The organism is Erwinia sp. (assembly GCF_049696395.1).
In the GTDB taxonomy this organism is placed as follows: Bacteria; Pseudomonadota; Gammaproteobacteria; order Enterobacterales; family Enterobacteriaceae; genus Erwinia.
This window is the reverse complement of the sequence record NZ_JBAVTT010000002.1, coordinates 19,665-40,060: the sequence shown is the minus strand read 5'-3', so window position 1 is coordinate 40,060 and position 20,396 is coordinate 19,665. Positions and strand designations below refer to the sequence as shown.

The 20,396-nt window shown below is 51.6% G+C and carries 18 protein-coding genes and 1 pseudogene; 10 read left to right on the top strand and 9 right to left on the bottom strand.

Annotation, left to right across the window (positions count from 1 at the left end):
* A pseudogene (locus tag WCC56_RS00265) lies at positions 1-127 on the bottom strand (FHIPEP family type III secretion protein); the annotation flags it as partial.
* Between WCC56_RS00265 and WCC56_RS00260 the strand changes: the two are divergent.
* Positions 105-869 carry an OmpA family protein gene (locus WCC56_RS00260; protein WP_424690431.1) on the top strand — a complete coding sequence of 255 codons (765 nt, stop codon included), beginning with the start codon at positions 105-107 and terminating at the stop codon, positions 867-869. The pseudogene WCC56_RS00265 and the gene WCC56_RS00260 overlap by 23 nt on opposite strands.
* Before the next feature lie 178 nt (positions 870-1,047).
* Complete coding sequence (locus WCC56_RS00255; protein WP_424690430.1) at positions 1,048-2,037, top strand: lysozyme inhibitor LprI family protein; 990 nt, start codon at positions 1,048-1,050, stop codon at positions 2,035-2,037.
* Positions 2,038-2,066: 29 nt separating this feature from the next.
* Here WCC56_RS00255 and WCC56_RS00250 read toward each other — a convergent pair whose 3' ends face one another.
* Positions 2,067-2,912, bottom strand: a complete 846-nt coding sequence (locus WCC56_RS00250; RefSeq protein WP_424690429.1) for a hypothetical protein — start codon at positions 2,910-2,912, stop codon at positions 2,067-2,069.
* Between the two features lie 493 nt (positions 2,913-3,405).
* On the opposite strand from WCC56_RS00250, the gene WCC56_RS00245 reads away from it, so the two are divergent.
* The 4 genes from WCC56_RS00245 to WCC56_RS00230 all read left to right on the top strand — a co-directional run bounded on the left by WCC56_RS00245 (position 3,406) and on the right by WCC56_RS00230 (position 8,866).
* Positions 3,406-4,203, top strand: coding sequence for a fimbrial protein (locus WCC56_RS00245; RefSeq protein WP_424690428.1), 798 nt, complete (start codon positions 3,406-3,408; stop codon positions 4,201-4,203).
* A gap of 177 nt (positions 4,204-4,380) precedes the next feature.
* Positions 4,381-4,884: a CS1 type fimbrial major subunit gene (locus tag WCC56_RS00240; protein ID WP_424690427.1), complete on the top strand. Its 504-nt coding sequence runs from the start codon at positions 4,381-4,383 to the stop codon at positions 4,882-4,884.
* 76 nt (positions 4,885-4,960) lie between these two features.
* Entirely contained in the window at positions 4,961-7,699 is a 2,739-nt protein-coding gene (locus tag WCC56_RS00235; RefSeq protein ID WP_424690426.1) for a TcfC E-set like domain-containing protein, read from the top strand.
* A 9-nt stretch (positions 7,700-7,708) separates the two neighbouring features.
* A complete protein-coding gene (locus WCC56_RS00230) occupies positions 7,709-8,866 on the top strand; it encodes a CfaE/CblD family pilus tip adhesin (RefSeq protein WP_424690425.1) in 1,158 nt (385 codons plus the stop codon).
* Positions 8,867-8,907: 41 nt separating this feature from the next.
* Here the strand turns inward: WCC56_RS00230 and WCC56_RS00225 are convergent, their stop codons facing one another.
* The gene (locus WCC56_RS00225; protein WP_424690424.1) at positions 8,908-9,501 is read right to left on the bottom strand and encodes a LuxR family transcriptional regulator; all 594 of its coding nucleotides are present in this window, start codon (positions 9,499-9,501) and stop codon (positions 8,908-8,910) included.
* Between the two features lie 182 nt (positions 9,502-9,683).
* On the bottom strand, positions 9,684-10,775 hold the full coding sequence (gene ychF, locus WCC56_RS00220; protein WP_424690423.1) for a redox-regulated ATPase YchF: 1,092 nt from the start codon (positions 10,773-10,775) through the stop codon (positions 9,684-9,686).
* A 353-nt stretch (positions 10,776-11,128) separates the two neighbouring features.
* Here ychF and WCC56_RS00215 point away from each other — a divergent pair, with 353 nt between their 5' ends.
* Positions 11,129-12,610 (top strand): SulP family inorganic anion transporter, encoded by a 1,482-nt coding sequence (locus tag WCC56_RS00215; protein WP_424690422.1) that lies wholly within the window; start codon positions 11,129-11,131, stop codon positions 12,608-12,610.
* 139 nt (positions 12,611-12,749) lie between these two features.
* Complete coding sequence (locus tag WCC56_RS00210; protein ID WP_424690421.1) at positions 12,750-13,403, top strand: EAL domain-containing protein; 654 nt, start codon at positions 12,750-12,752, stop codon at positions 13,401-13,403.
* Positions 13,404-13,669: 266 nt separating this feature from the next.
* Here the strand turns inward: WCC56_RS00210 and pth are convergent, their stop codons facing one another.
* The gene (gene pth, locus WCC56_RS00205; RefSeq protein WP_424690420.1) at positions 13,670-14,257 is read right to left on the bottom strand and encodes an aminoacyl-tRNA hydrolase; all 588 of its coding nucleotides are present in this window, start codon (positions 14,255-14,257) and stop codon (positions 13,670-13,672) included.
* A 274-nt stretch (positions 14,258-14,531) separates the two neighbouring features.
* On the opposite strand from pth, the gene ychH reads away from it, so the two are divergent.
* The gene (gene ychH, locus WCC56_RS00200; RefSeq protein ID WP_424690435.1) at positions 14,532-14,810 is read left to right on the top strand and encodes a stress-induced protein YchH; all 279 of its coding nucleotides are present in this window, start codon (positions 14,532-14,534) and stop codon (positions 14,808-14,810) included.
* 47 nt (positions 14,811-14,857) lie between these two features.
* On the opposite strand, the gene WCC56_RS00195 is transcribed toward ychH, so the two are convergent.
* The 4 genes from WCC56_RS00195 to lolB form a co-directional block, all read right to left on the bottom strand.
* Positions 14,858-16,024: a diguanylate cyclase gene (locus tag WCC56_RS00195; protein WP_424690419.1), complete on the bottom strand. Its 1,167-nt coding sequence runs from the start codon at positions 16,022-16,024 to the stop codon at positions 14,858-14,860.
* Positions 16,025-16,291: 267 nt separating this feature from the next.
* Complete coding sequence (gene prs / locus WCC56_RS00190) at positions 16,292-17,239, bottom strand: ribose-phosphate diphosphokinase (protein ID WP_013201847.1); 948 nt, start codon at positions 17,237-17,239, stop codon at positions 16,292-16,294.
* Positions 17,240-17,373: 134 nt separating this feature from the next.
* Positions 17,374-18,270 (bottom strand): 4-(cytidine 5'-diphospho)-2-C-methyl-D-erythritol kinase, encoded by an 897-nt coding sequence (ispE, locus tag WCC56_RS00185; protein WP_424690418.1) that lies wholly within the window; start codon positions 18,268-18,270, stop codon positions 17,374-17,376.
* Entirely contained in the window at positions 18,267-18,890 is a 624-nt protein-coding gene (gene lolB, locus WCC56_RS00180; protein ID WP_424690417.1) for a lipoprotein insertase outer membrane protein LolB, read from the bottom strand. Before lolB ends, ispE begins: the two co-directional genes overlap by 4 nt.
* Positions 18,891-19,117: 227 nt before the next feature.
* Here lolB and hemA point away from each other — a divergent pair, with 227 nt between their 5' ends.
* Positions 19,118-20,374: a glutamyl-tRNA reductase gene (gene hemA, locus WCC56_RS00175; protein ID WP_424690434.1), complete on the top strand. Its 1,257-nt coding sequence runs from the start codon at positions 19,118-19,120 to the stop codon at positions 20,372-20,374.
* The last annotated feature ends 22 nt before the right edge of the window (positions 20,375-20,396 follow it).

The window sequence follows — 20,396 nt, the reverse complement described above, 5'->3', positions numbered from 1 at the left end:
GATTGATCAGCCCTGCATTGAGATCGGCGTCAATCGCCATCTGTTTGCCAGGCAGCGCATCGAGAGTAAAGCGTGCCGAGACCTCGGAAATACGCTCAGCGCCTTTGGTCACCACCACAAAGTTGATTGTGGGTGCGGTATCGGAAGAGGAGCGTAAAGAGATTGTCGCTCAACTCAATGGCACCTCCATCTTTGATGGCACTAATTTTTCCCCAATCAACGATCCTGCCGGAAAGGGTGCAGCGGTGATCGCGGAAACCATTACGCCAGACGAGGCCCCGGAGACGGCTGAGGCAAAGCCAACGGAATCACTGGAAAACGTCCTTTCCCGTTCTGATTTAGAGCTGAAGGAGCTTAGCGAGGTGATTGCCAGCATCACCGCTTCACTCAATGCGCAGGGAAATCTGTCGCTGGAGAAAGTACCGCAAGGTTTACGCATTCTGTTGCAGGACAATAGCGACCGGATGATGTTTCCTCGGGGGAGCGCGGTAATGACGCCGTTTTTCACCCGGCTGCTCACTGAACTGGCGCCGGTTTTTAACCGCATAGATAACCAGATCATGATTACCGGGCATACGGATGCGGCTATTTACCGTGATAGCGCGCAGTACAACAACTGGAACCTCTCCGGTGACCGCGCACTGGCGGCCAGAAGAGCCCTGGAGAAAGGCGGCGTGGAACCTAAGCGAGTCATACAAGTCAACGCTATGGCCGACAACATGCCCCTGGATCCGAACGATCCTTTGTCTGCCCGCAACCGACGTATTGAGATCATGGTATTGACCAAAGCGGCCTCTGACACCTTGTACCAATTTTACGGTCATCACGGCGTTAAGGTGGTGAAGCCTATCGCAGACCGTTTGCAGTAACCTGTCAGTGCCCCTGAACCGAATTTTATTGGTTCAGCCGGCGGCTTATTGCCGCCGGTCTCTTTTTGCCACTCTGTCATCGCTGACGATGCTGGCATTGTGTGAAAACCAAGATAGAATTTACGCATCTTTTCCCGCCAGGCTGTTATGGCGGAACTTTAGGCCAAAGAGGCTATTGATGATCACCACGCTACGTTTAATTGGCTTGTCCCTTGGCCTCACTTTCTTCACTTCTTCTGCTTTAGCTATCGACTGTGCCCGCGCGGTGACCGTGGTAGAAAACACCCTCTGTTCAGTTCCACAACTGGTCTGGCTGGACAGCGTGCTGAACGACAGCTACCGCGCCCGACTCCAGGATAATCCCCAGCACCTTGATAAAAAAGTGGGGGAGTGGCGACAATTACGTGACGGCTGCACCAGCACAAATTGCCTGCGTAGCGCCTATTTCAAAGGGATCAGTGAACTGTTCGATGCCGATCGCCCGTTTGACTGGAAAGGCGAGTGGTGGAACAGCACGGCGATCAACGGCAACGGCGGCCATATCATCATCAACCGTAGCGCAGAATGGGGGTTCAGGATGGATGCCACGCTGTGGGGAGGCGTCTATAAAGCGAATTTCAGCGGAGATGCGAGTAAATTTTACGGACTGGGATTTGTGAATAACATTGCCTGGGGCGGCAAGTGCACCATTCTGATGATGCCCCGGCTTGATGGCAAAATCGATGTGAGCAGTGACAGCTCAGGCAGTTGTGGGCTGTTAATGCCTGGTGGCATTGCGATTGATGGGACTTATGTTCGGGCCGATAAGGATCCCCGTCCAGCGCAGACGTTGCTGAGCCTGGGGATTTTTCCTGACAAGGCCTTAGATGACCGTTTTCATACGTTGGTGGGCGCGGAGTATATCAACTACGTTCAGACAGCCAATAATGTGCTTTATGGCCAGGATCTGGACAACATCGGGGCTTCGGTGCTGAATTTGTCGGTAAAAGGGCAGGCCAACCGCAAATCGGCCATTATTATGTATACCCCGAATGGCAAAATCTGGGCGATGCGCGTGCAGCCCGATGCTAATCAGAGGGTAAAAATCAGCTACACCACCACAGAACAGCAAAATAAATCGTTACCAAAGACGCTGGAGGCCTGGCGTACGCTGTTTGTAAATGAGTAAAACCCTCGGTCCGGCGGGCGATCTCATCTCTATTCTCTTCGCAAGCCACTTAATCCATGCTCGACCATCGCCATGTAAACCGCAAAGTAGTTCAGCACCATTTGCATGAAGGTCTGGTGCAGGATAAGGGTGTTATTCTCTGTATCGAGCGTCAGCAATCCGCCAACCTCTGCGGCTTTCAGGCATCGTCTGATGTGCGAACGTGACACACCACACTTGAGCGAGGCTTTCAGGTAGTTGTACTCGATCACCGCCGTCTGCTGTTTGATGCTCTCGATATAGAGATCCATCAGCAGCATGTGCCCGGCATCTCTGAAAACAAACGCCTTACACTCCGGCACCATATCGAAGAGGTACACCTGATTGAGGGTGATTTCGGCATATTTTTGGAAATAATCAGCGGTGAAATTGTCCATTTTCAAACATCTGGAGACATCGAAATCAGGATAAAGCATCCCATAGGGAATCATCATGGTATTAATTAACGCACGGGTTTCATCAAGCCCTTTTGACGTCACCTGATAGTTTAACTTTCGTTTATCCTGCGGATCCTTTTTGACGTCCATACGACCGCCTACCCGGATAAAGAGCAGAAAGGAATCGATCGTATTGTCACTGATTAACCCCGTTTTCTTACAAAAATCTTTTACAAGGCGAAGCGTCGGTTTTTCTGTTGTGAAAAAATATGCCATGATGGCCGAACCGATAATAAAACGGTTTGCTTTAAAAATTACCTTAAAAAATAGAGGTTTAGTCAGGTAAAGTCGAAACAGAAGTTTATAGTGCTTCTGTATGACTGCCTCAATATCCTTGTGGGACCTGATGGATTCTGCACGGTGAAAAATTGATTCTGTGAGTTGTTGTTTTCTCTTCATATTGCTGCTTGCTTGGCCTGGTTCCGTAATGCAAAAAATACCGCCATTGTTCTTTAGTGTTAATTTAGAATCCGTTTAGAAAAGGTTCATTGTGCTATATGGCGATAGTGGGTATTTAGCGATTTTGTTGAAATCAATAAGGGTCTTTATTGCCCTTCTCGGCATTATGTTAGCACTAAACTGGCTATTTAGCATAAACCCTCATTTCACTCTGGCCGGTAAAAATAGTTTCAAAAGGCAATGGCTTGTTTTTTATGTGGTTATTTTGATTAGCTATTTCATTGACTTAGGAGGGTTTTATTACAGCCTGGATCTTTTTATCCCTTCTCTTAAAAAAATTAACCACAAAAATGGACAGTGACATAACAAAGCCTGTATGAGAACTTTCTTATCGCCAGGTTATCCCCGTGAGTTCAGATGTCCGGTTTAACAGAGATTTTCTCAGGAGGGGGAATTAGTGGCACGTTTTCATTGGATTTTATAAGGATTTATCATGGAAGAGTCACGTCATCAGACCCTGCGTCACGGCAATTCTTTTGCGTTATTTTGTAAAAAGAAGTTCGCCAGACTACCGTTTTTATCACTGATAATAATGACTTTTTTATCCATGCCAGCTGCATTGGCAAATATGAGCGTTTATCCCATGGAGGTGACGCTAAATAGCCAGGGCGCAGCGCAGGTGCAGACTTTGTCGCAAAGCGGCGAGGCGCAGTTCATTAAACTCAGCATTAAGCGAATAGATCGCCCTGCCACACAATTTGAAAAAGAAATAGTGATAGAGGATACGGTTTCACGTTCGCTGATTGCTACCCCGGATAAATTCGCGCTGGCATCGGGTTCGCAACGCATCATTCGTCTTATTTCGTTACAACCCCCGGAGAAAGAGACCGCCTGGCGGGTTTATTTCGAGGCCGTCGGTGCGCCGGAGGAATTGAAAGATAACACTGCTCAAGAGAATAAAATCAGCAACCAGGTGGGCATTAATTTAGTCTGGGGCGTGCTGGTGCATATTCCGCCGAAACACGCTGTGTTATCACTCATTCCCTTATCGTCGGGGGACGTTAAAAACAATGGCACCGTGCGCATGGTGATCCGCGAAGTGGCCCTCTGCTCGCAAAAAAATAGCAGCGGCAGCTGCCAGTGGAAACAGGAACACGCCACGGTATATCCGGATGAGACATTGCGCTTCAAAGCCTGGCGCCCAGCTGAAATAAACGCTGCACAGGAAATAAGAATTAAATATGTTGATCAAAAGACGAGAAATATTAACGAATACGTTCTCGGGCAATAATCAGCTTATTCTAAAGAATAACAACCTGTTTGTTATGAAGCAGTTCATTATCAATAAAACGGTCATGGATGCGCGTCATTCTTCAAGCCGCAGGTGAGTTGGCTGTATTCAGTCACCTTCCTGTCGCTCGAATTATTTAGCGTTATGACCATTACATGGGTTTTCATGGAGCTACAAATGCAAAAATTAATCAAACCCCTTTTAATCGCTGCTGCGTTAACGGCTGCATTTAATGCACAGGCTGTGCAGAAAGATATCACTGTTAATGCTAACGTTGATTCGACGGTAGATATGACGCAGGCAGATGGTACTGCGCTACCGGGCACCATTAATATGCAATATATTCCTGGTCGTGGTTTATCTACTTATTCACTGGATACCAAAATCTGGTCGAATTCATCTACCGCCAATATCAACGTGGCGTTGGTGAGTACTGCCCAGTTAAACGAAGCTGTAACCGGTGCCGCCGTTCCGTTGAAAGTCACGCTGGGTGCAGATCTGAAAACGATCACCACCACGGCGACTTCCCTGACTTACGCATCCCTGTTTCCGGCTGGCACTCAGAACGGTTCTTCCGTTCTGCCATTGAAAATCTCCCCGGCAACCGTAGCGCCTCTGACGACCGGCACCTATTCCGGCGTAGTCAGCCTGTTAATCACACAGGCAACGACGTCGAGCTGATTTGCCGGAGTTGCCTGATCGATTATTTCGGGGGGCAGTTTGCCCCCTTGTTATTCTTTTTCAGCAGGACGCTGTAATGAAGGTCAATTGCCGCATCGTTATCATCGCCTCTTTCATTACCCTGATCCCCTTTCTTTCAGCCCGGGCCGCCACCCAGGTTCCGCCTGGGTTTGAATCGCTGGTCACCGGCCAGACGCTGTGGGTCAATCTTTCTGTCTACGGGCAATCGCTCGGACTTTTTGAAGCTTCCGTTAACCTCGATACCGTCACTTTCCTCAAACCGGAAGACGTTGCGCAGGCGGTGATGGCGCATTATCAAAAGCGTTCTCAGCAGCAAGCGGTACTGGACCGTCTACTCGGCAAGCCACTGGCACGTAACGGAAATCTGGCGTGCAGCAGTAACGGCGGCGTGGCAGGGTGTGATTATCTGGAAACGGATTCGGTTGCGCTTATCTATGATGAAAATAATGCCAAAGTCGCGCTGTTCCTCGGCCCTGAGTTTGTGCCGCTTACCGCAGACAAGCGCTCACCGTACTTCGAACAGACGGCAGAAACGGAAGCGGCGTTTCTTCATCAGCAGAATATTAACTTCGTTACCAACAACAATGACCAGACGGTATCCGTGCAGGGCGCGGGCGCGCTCGGGCTAACGGAAAACAGTTATGCCGGATTTGACTGGGACTATCTGGCGCAAAAATATCGTCAGCAAACTCATCAGGATGTGCATTTCAACAACGTTTTCCTGCGCCGTGACGTCGGCAAACGCTACTACGTTCAGGCGGGGCGCATGGACTCGCGGGATATTTTCAGTAACGCAGGTGGAAATATTACCCTCAGCCAGTTGCCGCTCAGCACCATCGAAGGTGCGCGTGTCGGTTCCACGCTCGCCTGGATGAACAACTCACAGGCCGCGCAGGGCACGCCGGTGACAGTGTTTATCACCCGCCCGTCACGCATTGATGCCTATCGCGATCGGCAGTTGCTCGGCACCTTTTACCTTACTGCGGGGACACAGAACCTCGATACCACCGCGTTCCCCAACGGCAGCTACACCGTGACGTTGCGCGTTTACGAAGATAATCAGTTGTCGCGCACCGAGCAGGTGCCTTTTAGCCGCACGGGCAATGCCACCAGCCAGAACATCGAATGGTTTATGCAGGGCGGTGTCATTCCTGACCACGAAGTCCAGGGCAACGGGGCAGAAGCAAAAAACGGTGCCGATCGCCGCGTGATGCAGGCGGGGATCAAAGTGCCGCTCACCCGTGAAGCTGCGCTCACTGGCGGTGTGGCCGCGACCAACCGCCACCATTTTATCGAAAGCGCACTCGACTGGAGTCACGGATTCGATAACCCGCTGCTCGACGGCATTCTCACCACCCGCTTCAGTTACCTGAAGGGCAGCGAAGGCTCGCGCGGCAACATTCAGCAGGTCACCTATAACGACGGTTTTTCCCTCAGCTTTTATCGCAGCGCACTGTATGCGCAGGATTGTTACAGCAACAACGGCGGCCAATACGGTTTTAGCGGGTGCTATCAGAGCAGCAGCCTGATGTTCAGCGTGCCGGTGAAAAGCTGGTATGTGAACGCCGGTTACAGCGCCAGCAAAAATGAAGGCCGCAATGCGCTTCCGGCGCAGCTCGATGATAACGCCCCGGTGCCAGTATGGACACGCCGCAGCAGTTATAACCAAACGCAGACTGCCACCTGGCAGGCCGGGCTGGGGCGGGGTTTCAGCGTCGGAGGCATCAACATCAATACCAGCGCCAATCTTTTTACGCGGACCAACAGCACCGGCATGAAGCACGATAACGGCGGATTTCTCTCCGTTTCGCTCTCGCGGGCCAGCACGCCGACGATGAATGCGCATTCGTACTACAGCTCGGTGGGCATGACTTATCAGACAGACCGCAGCAGTAAAGATCAGGTTGGTTATAACGTCGCGCAAAACTGGTATTTCGATGCGCAGAACCAGCAGGAAATCGGCGTGAATCTCAACGGGAATCAGGACAATACGCTGGATGCTTCGGTCTACGGGAAAACCAGCGGCGAGTACGGCAGCGGCAGTCTGGCGTTCAGTTCAGCCTCATCGGGCGCGTCGGGCCAGCGTTTAAGCAGTAGCGGTAGCTATAACTCCTCAATGGCGGTGGCGAAATCGGGTCTGTACTGGGGGAAATGGGGCAACGGCCTGCCCGGTGCTGCCATCGGGCTGAACGTTGCGAGTACCGATGACAGCAGGGATACTCGCGTGGATGTCTCCGTTGACGGCGCGGGCAGCGCCAGCCTGCACGGTACCGGCCGTACGTTGTTCAGCGTGCCGGCTTATACGCAAAGTAATATCAGCATCAGTGACTCCATCGAATCCACCGCCGGTATGCGCAGTGAGATCACGCAGGGTGCCGGACGTCGGACGCTGTTTATCGCGCCGGGAAGGATGCTGGTCAGTAAGGTGAATATCGCCTCGCGTTACACCTACCTCGGCAGACTGATGATTAATCAGCAAACGCCGCTGGAAGGCGCTACGCCGCTAAATGTCACCAGCTGGTCGGGATTAGGGCAGGGCGGATTCACGGCGGAAACCAATCACCGCATGAAGAATTTATATATGGCGCGTGGCATGCAGATGTACCGCTGCGAACTGAAGGTGAAAAGTACGCATGACGTCGTGCGTTATGTCGGCGACAGCGGTTGTAAAACGGTCGAACTTGCGTCGGTGCCGCAGGACGTTCAGAAGCAGGCAAAAATGCTGATAGTTACCCGCCGGACGGATGAAGGTCCTCTTGCGCGGGCAGAGTTTTCCTCGCAAAAACAACAATAGGGATTTTGTATGAAAAGTAGATTTCTCGCCTGTCTGGCGCTGATAGGCCTGATGGCTGACGCGCAGGCGGCTTCACTCACGCCGTCAGGACGCAATACCAGCATCGCCCTGTCCTTCGACCGGATGTCTGTACCGGCGCAGTTGCCCATCTGGACCAACGAAAACGGCGGTTATGACACCAACGACGCAGCAAAATGGGGGAGGAACACGCTGGTTTGTCAGTCACGAACCAGCAATCAATACGGTGCCTGCCCGACGTTTCCGGTCTGGCTGGAAGCGTCCCCTGCGCCGTATCCCGTGCCGGTCTTGTTTACCGAAAGCACCACCAAACAGACGCTGGTGCTCAATGTCTATATGACCAAACGGAGATTGCTGAATAATGCGATAGTGGCTACCAATGTGGTTCCGCTGAATGCTTTTGGCGGCGCGGTTATACCGAGGGGAGACGGAACGGATTTTTCGGCGTATTTAACTTCGCCGGAGCTGAGCAAATTTCCCGCAGCCGGAACCTGGAGCGGAACGCTAAAAATGTCGCTGATGCAATGGCCTGTAACCTGTAGCGGTAATTCGCAGAACGTGAACGTGGGCTGTACCAACGTGACCAAGCTGGCTGACTGGATCGCCAGCATGACGTTTAAGGTGACGGATTACGGTAATCAGCAGATCTATCTGCCCGAGTTTGGCAATGCGGCAGCGAATGTGGATCTCGGGCTGAAAACTTTCCCCGGCGCACGCGCCACCACCACCGTAACCGGTAGCCGTTCGTTGGATATGTGTCTGTATGATGGCAATAATTCTGACAGCAACCGCGTAAGTCTGATATTTCAGGACGAAGGTTCTGCCGCGCCCTCCAGAGCCACCGGGTTGTTTTCGTTATATCTCGTTGGTGGCGATAAAAATCTGGCACAGGATCGTCTGGATTATTCGATAGAGGTGATTAATCCGCTGACCAAAGCGCGGCAGGCAGTGCAAAACGGCAACGAGGTCATCTGGAGCGGTACCAATAAAGGCGTGTTACGACGCGTTGTTTTACCGGGACAGCGAAATTCAGTACTGTGCGTTCCCGCACCGATGGAGTTGATTACACCGTCTTTCACTTTGTCGTCAAAAACGGCGGGGCGATATCGCGGTACCCTGAGGATTATTTATACCCCGACCACGCAATAATTCCCCGAAAGAATTATTGTCGACTGAGTAAAATTATTGGATCAAGAGTGATGAATAAGATGCTTATACAGATGAAGGCTGTTTTTAAGGTTAAGTTTTCTAACCACATTAGCCTGATGAGAGTAGAGCGTTTTTTTGTTTTCTCCGGTTATTTTCGCCACACCCTCAATCGAACCTTGGGTGATTAAAGAACACAGGAAACGGAATTCGCGTTTTGTTAAATCATTCCTCATCACGGATGAGGAAAATGACCGGCCGTTTCTGTGAAGGATCAGCACATCCGTAAGTTGACTAATAATCATGTCTGTGGAGGATTTTTTATCAATAAAAAAGTCGGCTTTGATGCCGTGCTCGCTATAGTTAACAATATTCCTCTCGAAGTCTGAGAAGAAAATAAGCGTTGCTTTTCGGTTGATTTTGAGTCGTTTCAGATAATCGATGTAAGTCAGCGCAGTGCGGAAGTTGGCAGGTAAATCAAAAATAATCAACGGCGACAATATGGATTTACTTTCCCGGTCATTAAGCCTGTTTTTAATTTCATGAATATCGCTGCAACAGTATAACGGTGATTCACCTATCAACGCAGTCAGGCCCTGCTGGTGATAGTAGGACTGATCTAAATAAATTGCATCCATTTTTAATTTCCGATGAGGTTTTCCTTATCCTCCGAATAATATCTGTTTCACGTTGAGAGTTAACTGTCCATTTTTGGTGCTAAGTTTGTCTGCTAATAAAAAAAATCCACGCAAATGCGTGGATTTTAGGTTTTTCAGTGTTCATAAGGCTTGCTGAAACCTCATGAGACCACAGATTTTATTTAGACGTTGAACAGGAAGTTCATCACGTCGCCATCTTTAACGATGTAGTCTTTGCCTTCAGAGCGCATTTTGCCGGCTTCTTTCGCGCCTTGCTCGCCCTTGTAGGTAATATAGTCTTCATAGCTGATGGTCTGAGCGCGGATAAAGCCTTTCTCAAAGTCGGTGTGAATTTTACCGGCTGCCTGTGGCGCGGTTGCGCCAACAGGAATCGTCCATGCGCGAACTTCTTTCACACCAGCGGTGAAGTAAGTTTGCAGGTTCAGCAGGGCGTATCCAGCACGGATAACACGGTTCAGACCAGGCTCTTCGATACCCAACTCAGCCATAAACTCTTCGCGGTCTGCATCTTCCAGCTCAGCGATGTCGGATTCTACTGCGGCACACACGGCAACCACGACGGAACCTTCTTTCTCGGCAATCTCACGCACTTTATCCAGGTACGGGTTGTTCTCGTAACCGTCTTCGTTAACGTTGGCGATGTACATGGTTGGCTTCAGCGTCAGGAAGCTCAGGTGGCGGATCGCTGCTTTATCATCTTCGCTCAGATCCAGTGAACGCAGCATGCCAGCTTCGGACAGGTGCGGCAGGCATTTCTCCAGCGCAGCCAGTTCAGCTTTAGCATCTTTATCGCCGCCTTTAGCGCGCTTCTGCACACGCTGCAGAGCACGTTCGCAGGTGTCCAGGTCAGACAGCGCCAGCTCGGTGTTGATCACCTCGATATCGTCAGCCGGGTCCACTTTGTTGTTCACGTGGATGATGTTGTCGTTTTCGAAACAACGCACAACGTGGCCGATTGCTTCCGTTTCACGGATGTTGGTCAGGAACTGGTTGCCCAGGCCTTCACCTTTAGACGCGCCTTTTACCAGGCCCGCGATATCCACGAATTCCATGGTAGTCGGCAGGATGCGCTGTGGCTTAACGATTTCCGCCAGCTTATCCAGACGGGAATCAGGCATTGGCACCACGCCGGTATTTGGCTCAATGGTACAGAACGGGAAGTTAGCTGCTTCGATACCCGCTTTGGTTAACGCATTGAACAGGGTGGATTTCCCGACGTTTGGCAGGCCCACAATACCGCATTTGAATCCCATGTTTGAATCACCTTAATTGCTTGATAACCAATGAGATAGACAACTCACCGGTGTTATTAGTTGGTTACTACTGAAAGTTACCGCGCATTATACACGGAATTATGCAGTGAATGACGTTGATTTATGCCCGCAAGCTCAGGATTAGGGTTGAGATCTGTCTCACAATTCCCGATACTGACCTAACTTTACAGCTGACGGAGAACGCCGCAGATGCATCGCTTGCTGCTTACGCCACCTTAAGACTTCCCTTGCCAGCAACGTCTGTTGCGCCACTCGTCTTTCTGACGAGCCTCTTTGCGCCCGTTCTTCAGCGGTGCAGGATTTCACCTGAATAATGATAACTGGAAATTGGAATGTTTAATCTGAGCAAGCTCAGGGCTGCCGACGTGAAAAATGACGTACTGGCTGGCGCTGTTGTCTCTGTGGCACTGATCCCCGAAGCTACAGCTTTTTCGTTACTGGCCGGATTATCGCCGACCATTGGTTTACATACTGCCTTTATCCTCGGGCTGGTTACCGCCTTGTTCGGTGGCAAACCGGGGATGATCTCTGGTGCGGCTGGCTCGATTGTGGTGGTGCTGGTCAGTCTTATCCAGACGCACGGCTATGAGTATGTCCTGCTGGCCAGTATCTTCGCCGGGGTGATCCAGCTGGCCATTGGCCTGTTCCGCCTGGGCAAGTTTATCCGCCTGGTGCCGCAACCGGCTATCTACGGGTTTGTGAACGGTCTGGCCATCGTCATTGCGCTGGCGCAGCTGCCAATGATCCAACATCAGGGTCCGATGATGTACGGTCTGGTGGCGCTGGCAATGTTAATCGTTTGGTTGTTCCCAAAATTCACCAAAGTGATTCCTGGCTCGCTGGCTGCGTTGATTGCTATCAGCGCCATTGCGATAGGCTTCGGTCTGGACACTAAACGCGTAGGCGATCTGGCGGATATCTCTGGCACCTTGCCGATGTTCCATCTGCCAACGGCACCGCTAAGCTGGGAAACGCTGAAGGTTGTGCTGCCTTATTCGGTGATTATCGCGCTGGTGGGGTTGATAGAATCGCTGTTAACACTGGCCGTGCTGGATGAAATGGGTAGCAAGAAAGGCGACGGCAATAAAGAGTGTGTGGCGCAGGGCATCGGTAATACCCTCTGTGGTTTCTTCGGCAGTTTTGCCGGGTGTGCGATGATTGGACAGTCGATTATCAACTTCACCTCTGGTGGACGTGGTCGAATTTCCAACCTGGTTGGCGCTATCCTGTTAATCCTCTTTGTCGTCAGTCTGTCGAAATATATTGCTCTACTGCCGGTTGCCGCGTTAGCCGGGATCATGTTTGTGGTGTGCATCAACACTTTCGAGTGGAGCTCCTTGCGCCGCCTGAAGCGGATGCCGAAACCCGATGCGGTAATCATGATTGCGGTGACGGTAGTGACGATTTATACCGATCTGGCCATGGCTGTCATCTTCGGCGTGATCATCTCGGCGCTGGTCTTTGCCTGGCAACATGCGCGCATTAGCATTCTGTCGCAGGAAGAGGGCGCTGAGGAGAAAACCATCCGTCTTGAAGGTCCGTTGTTCTTTGGCTCTGCGGCCAGCTTCCAGGAACTGTTCCATCCGGAGAAGGATCCGCAAAACGTGGTGATCGATTTCGCCCGCACGCGGGTGATGGATTCCAGCGGCGTTGAGGCCATTGATAAGTTGACCGCCCGCTATCTGGCGGCTGAGAAAAGCGTGCGTTTGCGCCATCTCAGTGAAGATTGTATCAGTTTGTTGAAGCAGGCAGGCCCTTTCTGTAGCCATGAGCTGGATGACCCGGATTATAAAGTTGCTGCCGATAAGGTTTAAAGGGTAAAGCTGTTGCCGGACCTGCCGATAAATATAAAAATCGTCGTATTGATTCGCTGTTTTACAGAATAAATATCTACTCTTTATCTGTACGACGATTTTTAGCACTGGCAGGACGCCTGAACTCTGGCATGATGGCATGATATATAACTACAACTGCGTTCCAATCCACACGCTCAACGGGGATCTGATTGCACTCGATCTGATGCCGGGCGAAAGGGATTATATTTCGGATACTCCTTTGGTCGATCAACTCGACCCGGAAACCCTTTTGCTCAATCAATTGCTGACGATTGAGCATTACGCTGATTACTTCCAGCAACACGGCTTACTGTGCTGCCTGACAATCAATTTTCAGCTGGCGAAAGTCGTCAGCCAGTCTGCTTTTATTCAGCAGATCCTCAGCCATTTGCCCTTTATCCGTCTGAAACTGTCAGAGGATTTTCCAAACCTGCATGATGGCCCCAACAATCCCTTGTTGCGGACGCTGATCGAACAGCTGAATATTTTATGGCTGGATGATTTAGGGGCAGGGGACGCGAATCTGAATGCGCTGCAGTCGAAGATGTTTGAAGCGGTGAAGCTGGATCGGCAATTCTTCCTGGATAACGTCGCCAAACCCTGGTTCAGCATTCTGATCGCCAATATCCGTAAGTACACTAATCGGGTGATAGTGGAAGGCGTAGAGAGTGAAGTGCATCTGGGTAAGCTGGTTGAAAGCAAAATCTGGGGCGTTCAGGGCTATTTTCTGCCTACGCTGGCGCTGAAAGAGTTGGGGAGTCCGGCAAAATAAGCCCGCTTAGATGATGAAAAAAGCCAGGAGGGTGTTCTCTAAATATCTCTATATATTAACAGTATCACTCTGACTGCTAAAGCAAATTGTGGCTTTTATGAGCGGTTGACGATAATTGAGAAAGTGTTAAATCGCCTCTGTGAACAGATGCAAGCAGCACGTTTAAGCGCCAGAGCACATTGCTTAAATAAGAAAAAAGAGCCTGACGACCCATCAGGCTCTTTTTTTATGGCTGTGCAGACAGATTGACGCTGACGGCCCCCTGGTTATTCTGCTTTATAACTGTGCAAGCGGTTCATCGCTTTTAAGCGGTCTTCTTTCAGCCACACCTCGGTGCAGCGCGCGGCTTCGTCCACGGCGTCATCAATAAGCTTCTGCTCTGCGGCCTGCGGCTTGCCCAATACAAATCCGACAACCTTGTTGCGATCGCCCGGATGACCGATGCCAATGCGCAGACGGTGGAAATTCAGGTTGTTGCCCAGCTTGCTGATGATATCTTTCAGCCCGTTGTGGCCGCCGTGGCCGCCACCTTGCTTAAACTTCGCCACGCCTGGCGGCAAATCCAGCTCGTCATGCGCCACCAGAATCTCTTCCGGCGTAATACGGTAAAACGTGGCCATGGCCGCCACCGCTTTGCCGCTTAAATTCATAAATGTGGTCGGAACCAGTAAACGGACATCCTCTCCGCCGATATTCAGACGCGCGGTATACCCGTAAAACTTACTCTCTTCCTTTAACGTCTGATTGTGACGCTGTGCCAGTAAATCGACATACCAGGCACCGGCATTATGGCGGGTGGCGGCGTACTCTGCGCCGGGATTGGCAAGGCCCACAATCAGTTTAATGCTGCTCACTTGTCTGTTTTCCTGAGGAGTGCGGTAAAGAAGAGGGCTAGTGTACTTTGCCCGGCTCAAAACGCAAAATCAGCGGCAAAAGTGTGACACCTTCCGCAATAGTTCAATGGCGTGATAATGCATTTTCTATACGATATCAGTCGCTTGTGCGTAAAGTTTTGTCAAACTATTAGCAGTAAATGTGATCTGTCACGCACCAGCGTACCCAGCTATTGCTTAAACTTATGGCATCCGGGCACAGGACTCTGCCCATATCTGGAACTGGAGGGGAATGATGAAACGTAAACATGCCAATCTTACCGGGAATTCTTTAATGGTCTTCGGGCTGGTGGTGATGGTCGCAGGCGTCGGATACTCCGTGCTGAATCAGCTTCCACAACTGCAACTGCCGCAGTTTATGGTTCACGGCGCTATCTTCAGCATCTTTATCGGCGCTTTGCTGTGGCTGGTAGGCGCACGCATCAGCGGACGCGAAAAAGTCGCCGATCGCTACTACTGGGTGCGTCATTATGGCGACAAACGCTGCCGCAGAACGACTGACAGTCACCATTAAGAATGTCAAAATAAACGCCTCTGCAAAGAGGCGTTTTCACTTTCCGCTTATCCTGTAGCGCCAAAGGCTTGCTCGCTCTGCGCCGCAAAGCGAGTGACACGGTTGCGACCCAGCGCCTTAGCCTGATAAAGCGCTTCATCAGCGGCCACCATTAACGTGTCTATCTGATGGTGCGCGCCATTACAGGTAGCGACACCAATACTGACGGTGTAATTCACCCCTTCAGGATGCGAATTTTCCACTACCTGACGGATTTTCTCTGCACATAACAGGCCTTCTCGCTCATCCGCCATTAAAATCGCAGCAAACTCCTCGCCGCCTAAGCGCGCAAAATGGCTCTGCGTTGGCAGACAATGCTGAACCTGACGGCAAAAATCGATCAACACTAAATCGCCCTGACGATGGCCAAACCGGTCGTTGATGCTTTTAAAATGATCCAAATCGAACAGCATAATAGTCAGCGGTTGAGCTTGTTTATCGCACAGGCGACCCAACACTTCACCCTGTTCAAACAGGGCGCGACGGTTCCAGACGCCGGTCAGAGGATCGAGCATAGAGGCATTTTTGTATTTGATCTGCGTGCGCTCATTGACCATCGCCAGCATGGTAAAGGTCAGACCAATCACCATCATGATCGATTCAAGGATCACATAAACCGAAAAGGTTGAGCCGCCAATGGCGCCCTGTAACGGGCTGGGAATGCCGCCATCTACCACTGCTCTTGTCAGGTGGAACAGCAAATGGATCCACAGCAGTAACTGTGCTGGCCAATAAGTCACCGGCAAAGTTGCCCGCGCACGATGCAGTTCAACAATCATCCAGCCGGTATAAACCATGCAAAGCAGACAAACGGCCATAACTCGCATCGGCATCGAATGATAAAACGCCGTGGACTGACAAAGCAGGATCCAGATCAGGGGCCCAGCCAGCCACAAATAGCCGCAGCGCGCGCCACGAAACGACCGAAACGCCATCACCAGCAGACTGTACGCGAACATCACCAGCAAATTCCCCACGCCTACTGGCAGGAACAAACTGCCGTTGCCGCGCAAACTGCTCAGAAACACGGCGACAATCGTTACCACCAGTGCCAGACATTCAAAGCCCAACACGCGGTTGTACTGGGAGCCTTTCCAGGCAAACACCATGATGATGCTGAGAAAAAACAGCACGTAGAGTTCGCAAACAAACAGGGTATAGACGTCCAACGTCATCTTAGGATTATTCCTGGCGGGATCATTCAGGCAAAATATCATTAATGGATCGCGGCCAAAAGAGCTTGCCGGGGAGAACAGTGAAAAATAGTTGTTACAGAGAAAAATCAGCGCTTAAGCACTGAGGAGGAAGGGCTGACACCAACGTAAATAGGGGACAAAAAGGCAGGGCAGACAGTGAGAATGTGAATAAATGATAAATTGACTTAACGCTTTTGGAATAATGGCGGCAAAAAAAGAGGGACGGGCGAACCCGTCCCTTCGCTATCAATGCTCGAACATTGCAGAGATAGACTCTTCGTTGCTGATGCGACGGATCGCCTCAGCAAGCATGCCAGACAGCGTCAACGTACGCACGTTTGGCAGGGCTTTGATCTCTTCCGGCAGCGGAATGGTGTCGCAAACCACCACTTCATCAATCACGGAATTGCGCAGGTTTTCCACGGCGTTGCCGGAGAAAATAGGGTGGGTGGCGTAAGCGAATACACGTTTAGCACCACGCTCCTTGAGCGCCTCTGCAGCCTTGCAAAGCGTACCACCGGTGTCGATCATGTCATCTACTAACACGCAGTCACGGCCAGCGACGTCACCGATGATGTGCATCACCTGTGAAACGTTAGCGCGTGGACGGCGTTTATCGATGATCGCCATGTCAGTGTCGTTCAGCAGTTTAGCAATAGCACGGGCGCGAACCACACCGCCGATGTCCGGGGAAACCACAATTGGGTTCTCCAGGCCAATCTGCAGCATATCCTCAAGCAGGATCGGGCTACCAAATACGTTATCAACCGGGACGTCAAAGAAGCCCTGAATCTGTTCAGCATGCAGATCCACAGTCAGTACGCGATCGACACCTACGCTGGAAAGGAAATCAGCAACCACTTTGGCCGTGATGGGTACACGAGCGGAACGTACGCGACGGTCCTGACGGGCATAACCAAAATACGGGATTACGGCAGTAATACGGCCAGCGGATGCCCGGCGCAGGGCATCTACCATCACAACCAGTTCCATCAGGTTGTCATTGGTAGGGGCACAGGTGGACTGGATGATGAAAATATCACCACCGCGTACATTTTCATTAATTTGTACGCTCACTTCACCATCACTGAAACGACCGACGGCGGCGTCGCCCAGGCTAGTGTAAAGGCGGTTGGCAATACGTTGTGCTAGTTCGGGTGTTGCGTTACCAGCAAAAAGCTTCATATCAGGCACGAGAAGAACCTCAGGCTTTGCGTCCAGAGAATGAACATCATCGTTAGCGGCACTGGGCGGAATACCGTAACGACGGTTTCATACGGGTATAGTCATCTACGTGCAGCATCAGGAACGTGGCGATGCTGTCACGGTCACTCTATTAACGTCGTAAGGTGGCGGTGCAGCGGCGAAACGTTAACGCCTCGCGCAACAAAGCTCTGCCACTCTTTCGGCGTTAGCTCAAACACCTGGCGAGCAGCAGACTCGGTGTCGAATTCAGCAAACACACAAGCTCCTGTCCCAGTCAGGCGCGACGGCGCGTATTCTAGCAGCCAGGAAACAAGCTGTTCAACCTCGCGAAAACGTTTTCTTACGACTGGTTCACAATCATTGCTGAATTCAGCACGTAATAACTCACTGATTTCGCGGGCTGGCGTGCTGCGATTCAGCTCCGGGTCGGTGAAAACAGCCGGGGTGGAAATGTTTACGCCAGGGTGGACCACAAGATACCATTTTTCTGCAGGCGTCACCGGAGTCAATTTTTCCCCTACGCCTTCAGCGTAAGCGGCGAAGCCTTCAACAAACACCGGAACGTCTGCGCCCAGGGTTAATCCCCAGCCTGCCAGCTCGCTCAACGTGAAGCCGGTTTGCCACTGATGATTCAGCGCTACCAGCACTGTAGCCGCGTCTGAAGAGCCTCCGCCCAACCCGCCGCCCATCGGCAGGCGCTTCTCAATGGCGATGCTGGCGCCGGCATTTTCCGGAAGCGTTCCCCGTAGCCTTGCCTGCTGTTGCAGCAGTTTTGCCGCCCGAACCACCAGATTGTCTTCCTCTTTCACGCCCTCTACCGGCGTCAGCAGGCTGATCTGCCCGCTGACGTTGGTTTCAATCGTCAGGGTGTCGCCATAATCGAGAAACTGAAACAGCGTCTGCAAATTATGGTAGCCGTCAGAACGACGGCCAGTGATATAGAGAAATAAATTGAGTTTAGCGGGCGCAGGCCAGCTTTCACGGCTGCACGCCATCAGGGGAAGATTACCGGTACTCATTTAACGATCCAGCTGTCCATTTTCAGTTTGATACGCTGGTTGCCTTCTTTCAGCTCAAGATTGGAAGGCAGGGTAGGGTTCTGCTTGCTGTCATAGCCCTGATAAGTCACGTGCCACTGCTGACCGTCGCGGCTGTAATCAACGGATTGCAGACGATACTGATCATCCAGCGTGTAATCTGAAGAATCACCCGGCAGGCCCATCATCCACTGGCGCAGGCTGTTTAACGGGATATCCATGCCGGTCAGCTGAGAAATCATCTTCTCGGCATCATTGCTGGTATAGCGTTTGCCTTTGTTGTCCACCAACTGCACGACGCTGCCCTGCGCATCAAGCTGCAACTCGGTGCTGCCCAACGGGTTGGTCAGGATCAAACGGTAGCGATCGGGTGCCGTCTGCTGCCAGTTAAAACGGGCATAGACTTTCTGGCTATCAGAAAGATAGGCAAAAGCGCCGCGGGTTTGATATTGCGTGATTTTCTGAACGTCTTGCTGATGTTGCTGCCATTGTGGCGAGGAAATGCTCTTGCCAGGACCCTGCGGTTTAGTGGTGGTACAGGCGGTCAGTAACAGTGCGGCAAGCGGGAGAAGCCGCATCAGGCGGCGATTCTGCATAAACATTAAGGGGTCAACTCCTCAGACTCCGGAAGGGCTTTCTTGCCCAAAGTAACCGTCCAAGCTAACCAGCCGCAAGGACCGCGTCAATGCTCAATTTGTCTTATTTGATGCATAATAGCTATATCTTGTTACAGCGATCGATGAACGATGGCTTTTCTTGATCTCGCGCATCTTGTAGAATGCGCCTCACAAAACCCTATCAACTGTGGGATAACCCCAACCAAATCACCATGACCCTGTTGGCTCTCGGCATTAATCACAAAACGGCCCCTATTGCTCTGCGTGAACGCGTAACGTTCTCCCCGGAGACATTGGATCAAGCCCTAAGCAGTCTGTTGGCTCAGCCACTGGTGCAGGGCGGCGTGGTGCTGTCTACGTGTAACCGAACCGAGCTCTATCTCAGCGTGGAACAGCAGGAAAATCTGCAGGAACAGCTGATCAAATGGTTATGTGATTACCATCATCTGAGTGCGGAAGAGGTTGGAAAAAGCCTTTACTGGCACCATGATGATGAAGCGGTCAGTCACCTGATGCGCGTGGCGAGTGGGTTAGATTCACTGGTGTTAGGAGAGCCGCAGATTCTGGGCCAGGTGAAGAAGGCGTTTGCCGACTCACACCGGGGACAGCCGATTGTCAGCGAGCTGGAAAGGATGTTCCAGAAAACCTTCTCGGTTGCCAAGCGCGTGCGCACAGAGACCGAGATTGGTGCCAGCGCCGTCTCCGTAGCCTTTGCCGCTTGTACGCTGGCGAGACAAATCTTTGAATCCCTGGCGGAAGTCACCGTGCTGTTAGTGGGCGCCGGGGAAACAATTGAACTGGCTGCGCGCCATCTGCGCGAGCACAACGTTAAAAATCTGATTATCGCCAACCGTACCCGTGAGCGTGCGCAGATACTGGCCGATCAGGTTGGGGCGGAAGTGATTAGCCTGGCGGAGATCGACGAGCGCCTGGCTGAAGCCGACATTATTATCAGTTCTACCGCCAGCCCGTTGCCGATTATCGGTAAAGGGATGATGGAGCGGGCGTTGAAAAAACGCCGCAACCAGCCAATGCTGCTGGTGGATATTGCCGTACCGCGCGATGTGGAGCCGGAAGTGGGCAAACTGCCTAACGCCTATCTCTACAGCGTTGACGATCTTCAGGCGATTATTGAAAGCAACATGGCGCAGCGTAAGGCCGCCGCCGTGCAGGCTGAAACCATTGTAGTGCAGGAAAGCAATGAGTTTATGTCCTGGCTACGAGCACAGAACGCCGTCGAAACCATTCGCGATTACCGTTCGCAGGCTGAGCAGGTTCGTGAAGAACTTCAGGCCCGTGCTTTGACCGCCCTGCAACAAGGAGCCGATCCGCAGGAAGTGATGCGCGATCTGGCCCACAGACTGACCAACCGTTTGATCCACGCTCCTACCAAATCTCTTCAGCAGGCTGCCCGTGATGGGGATGATGAACGCCTGCAGATTTTACGCGACAGCCTCGGGCTGGAATAGCGTTTTAGCCTCTATTGAATAC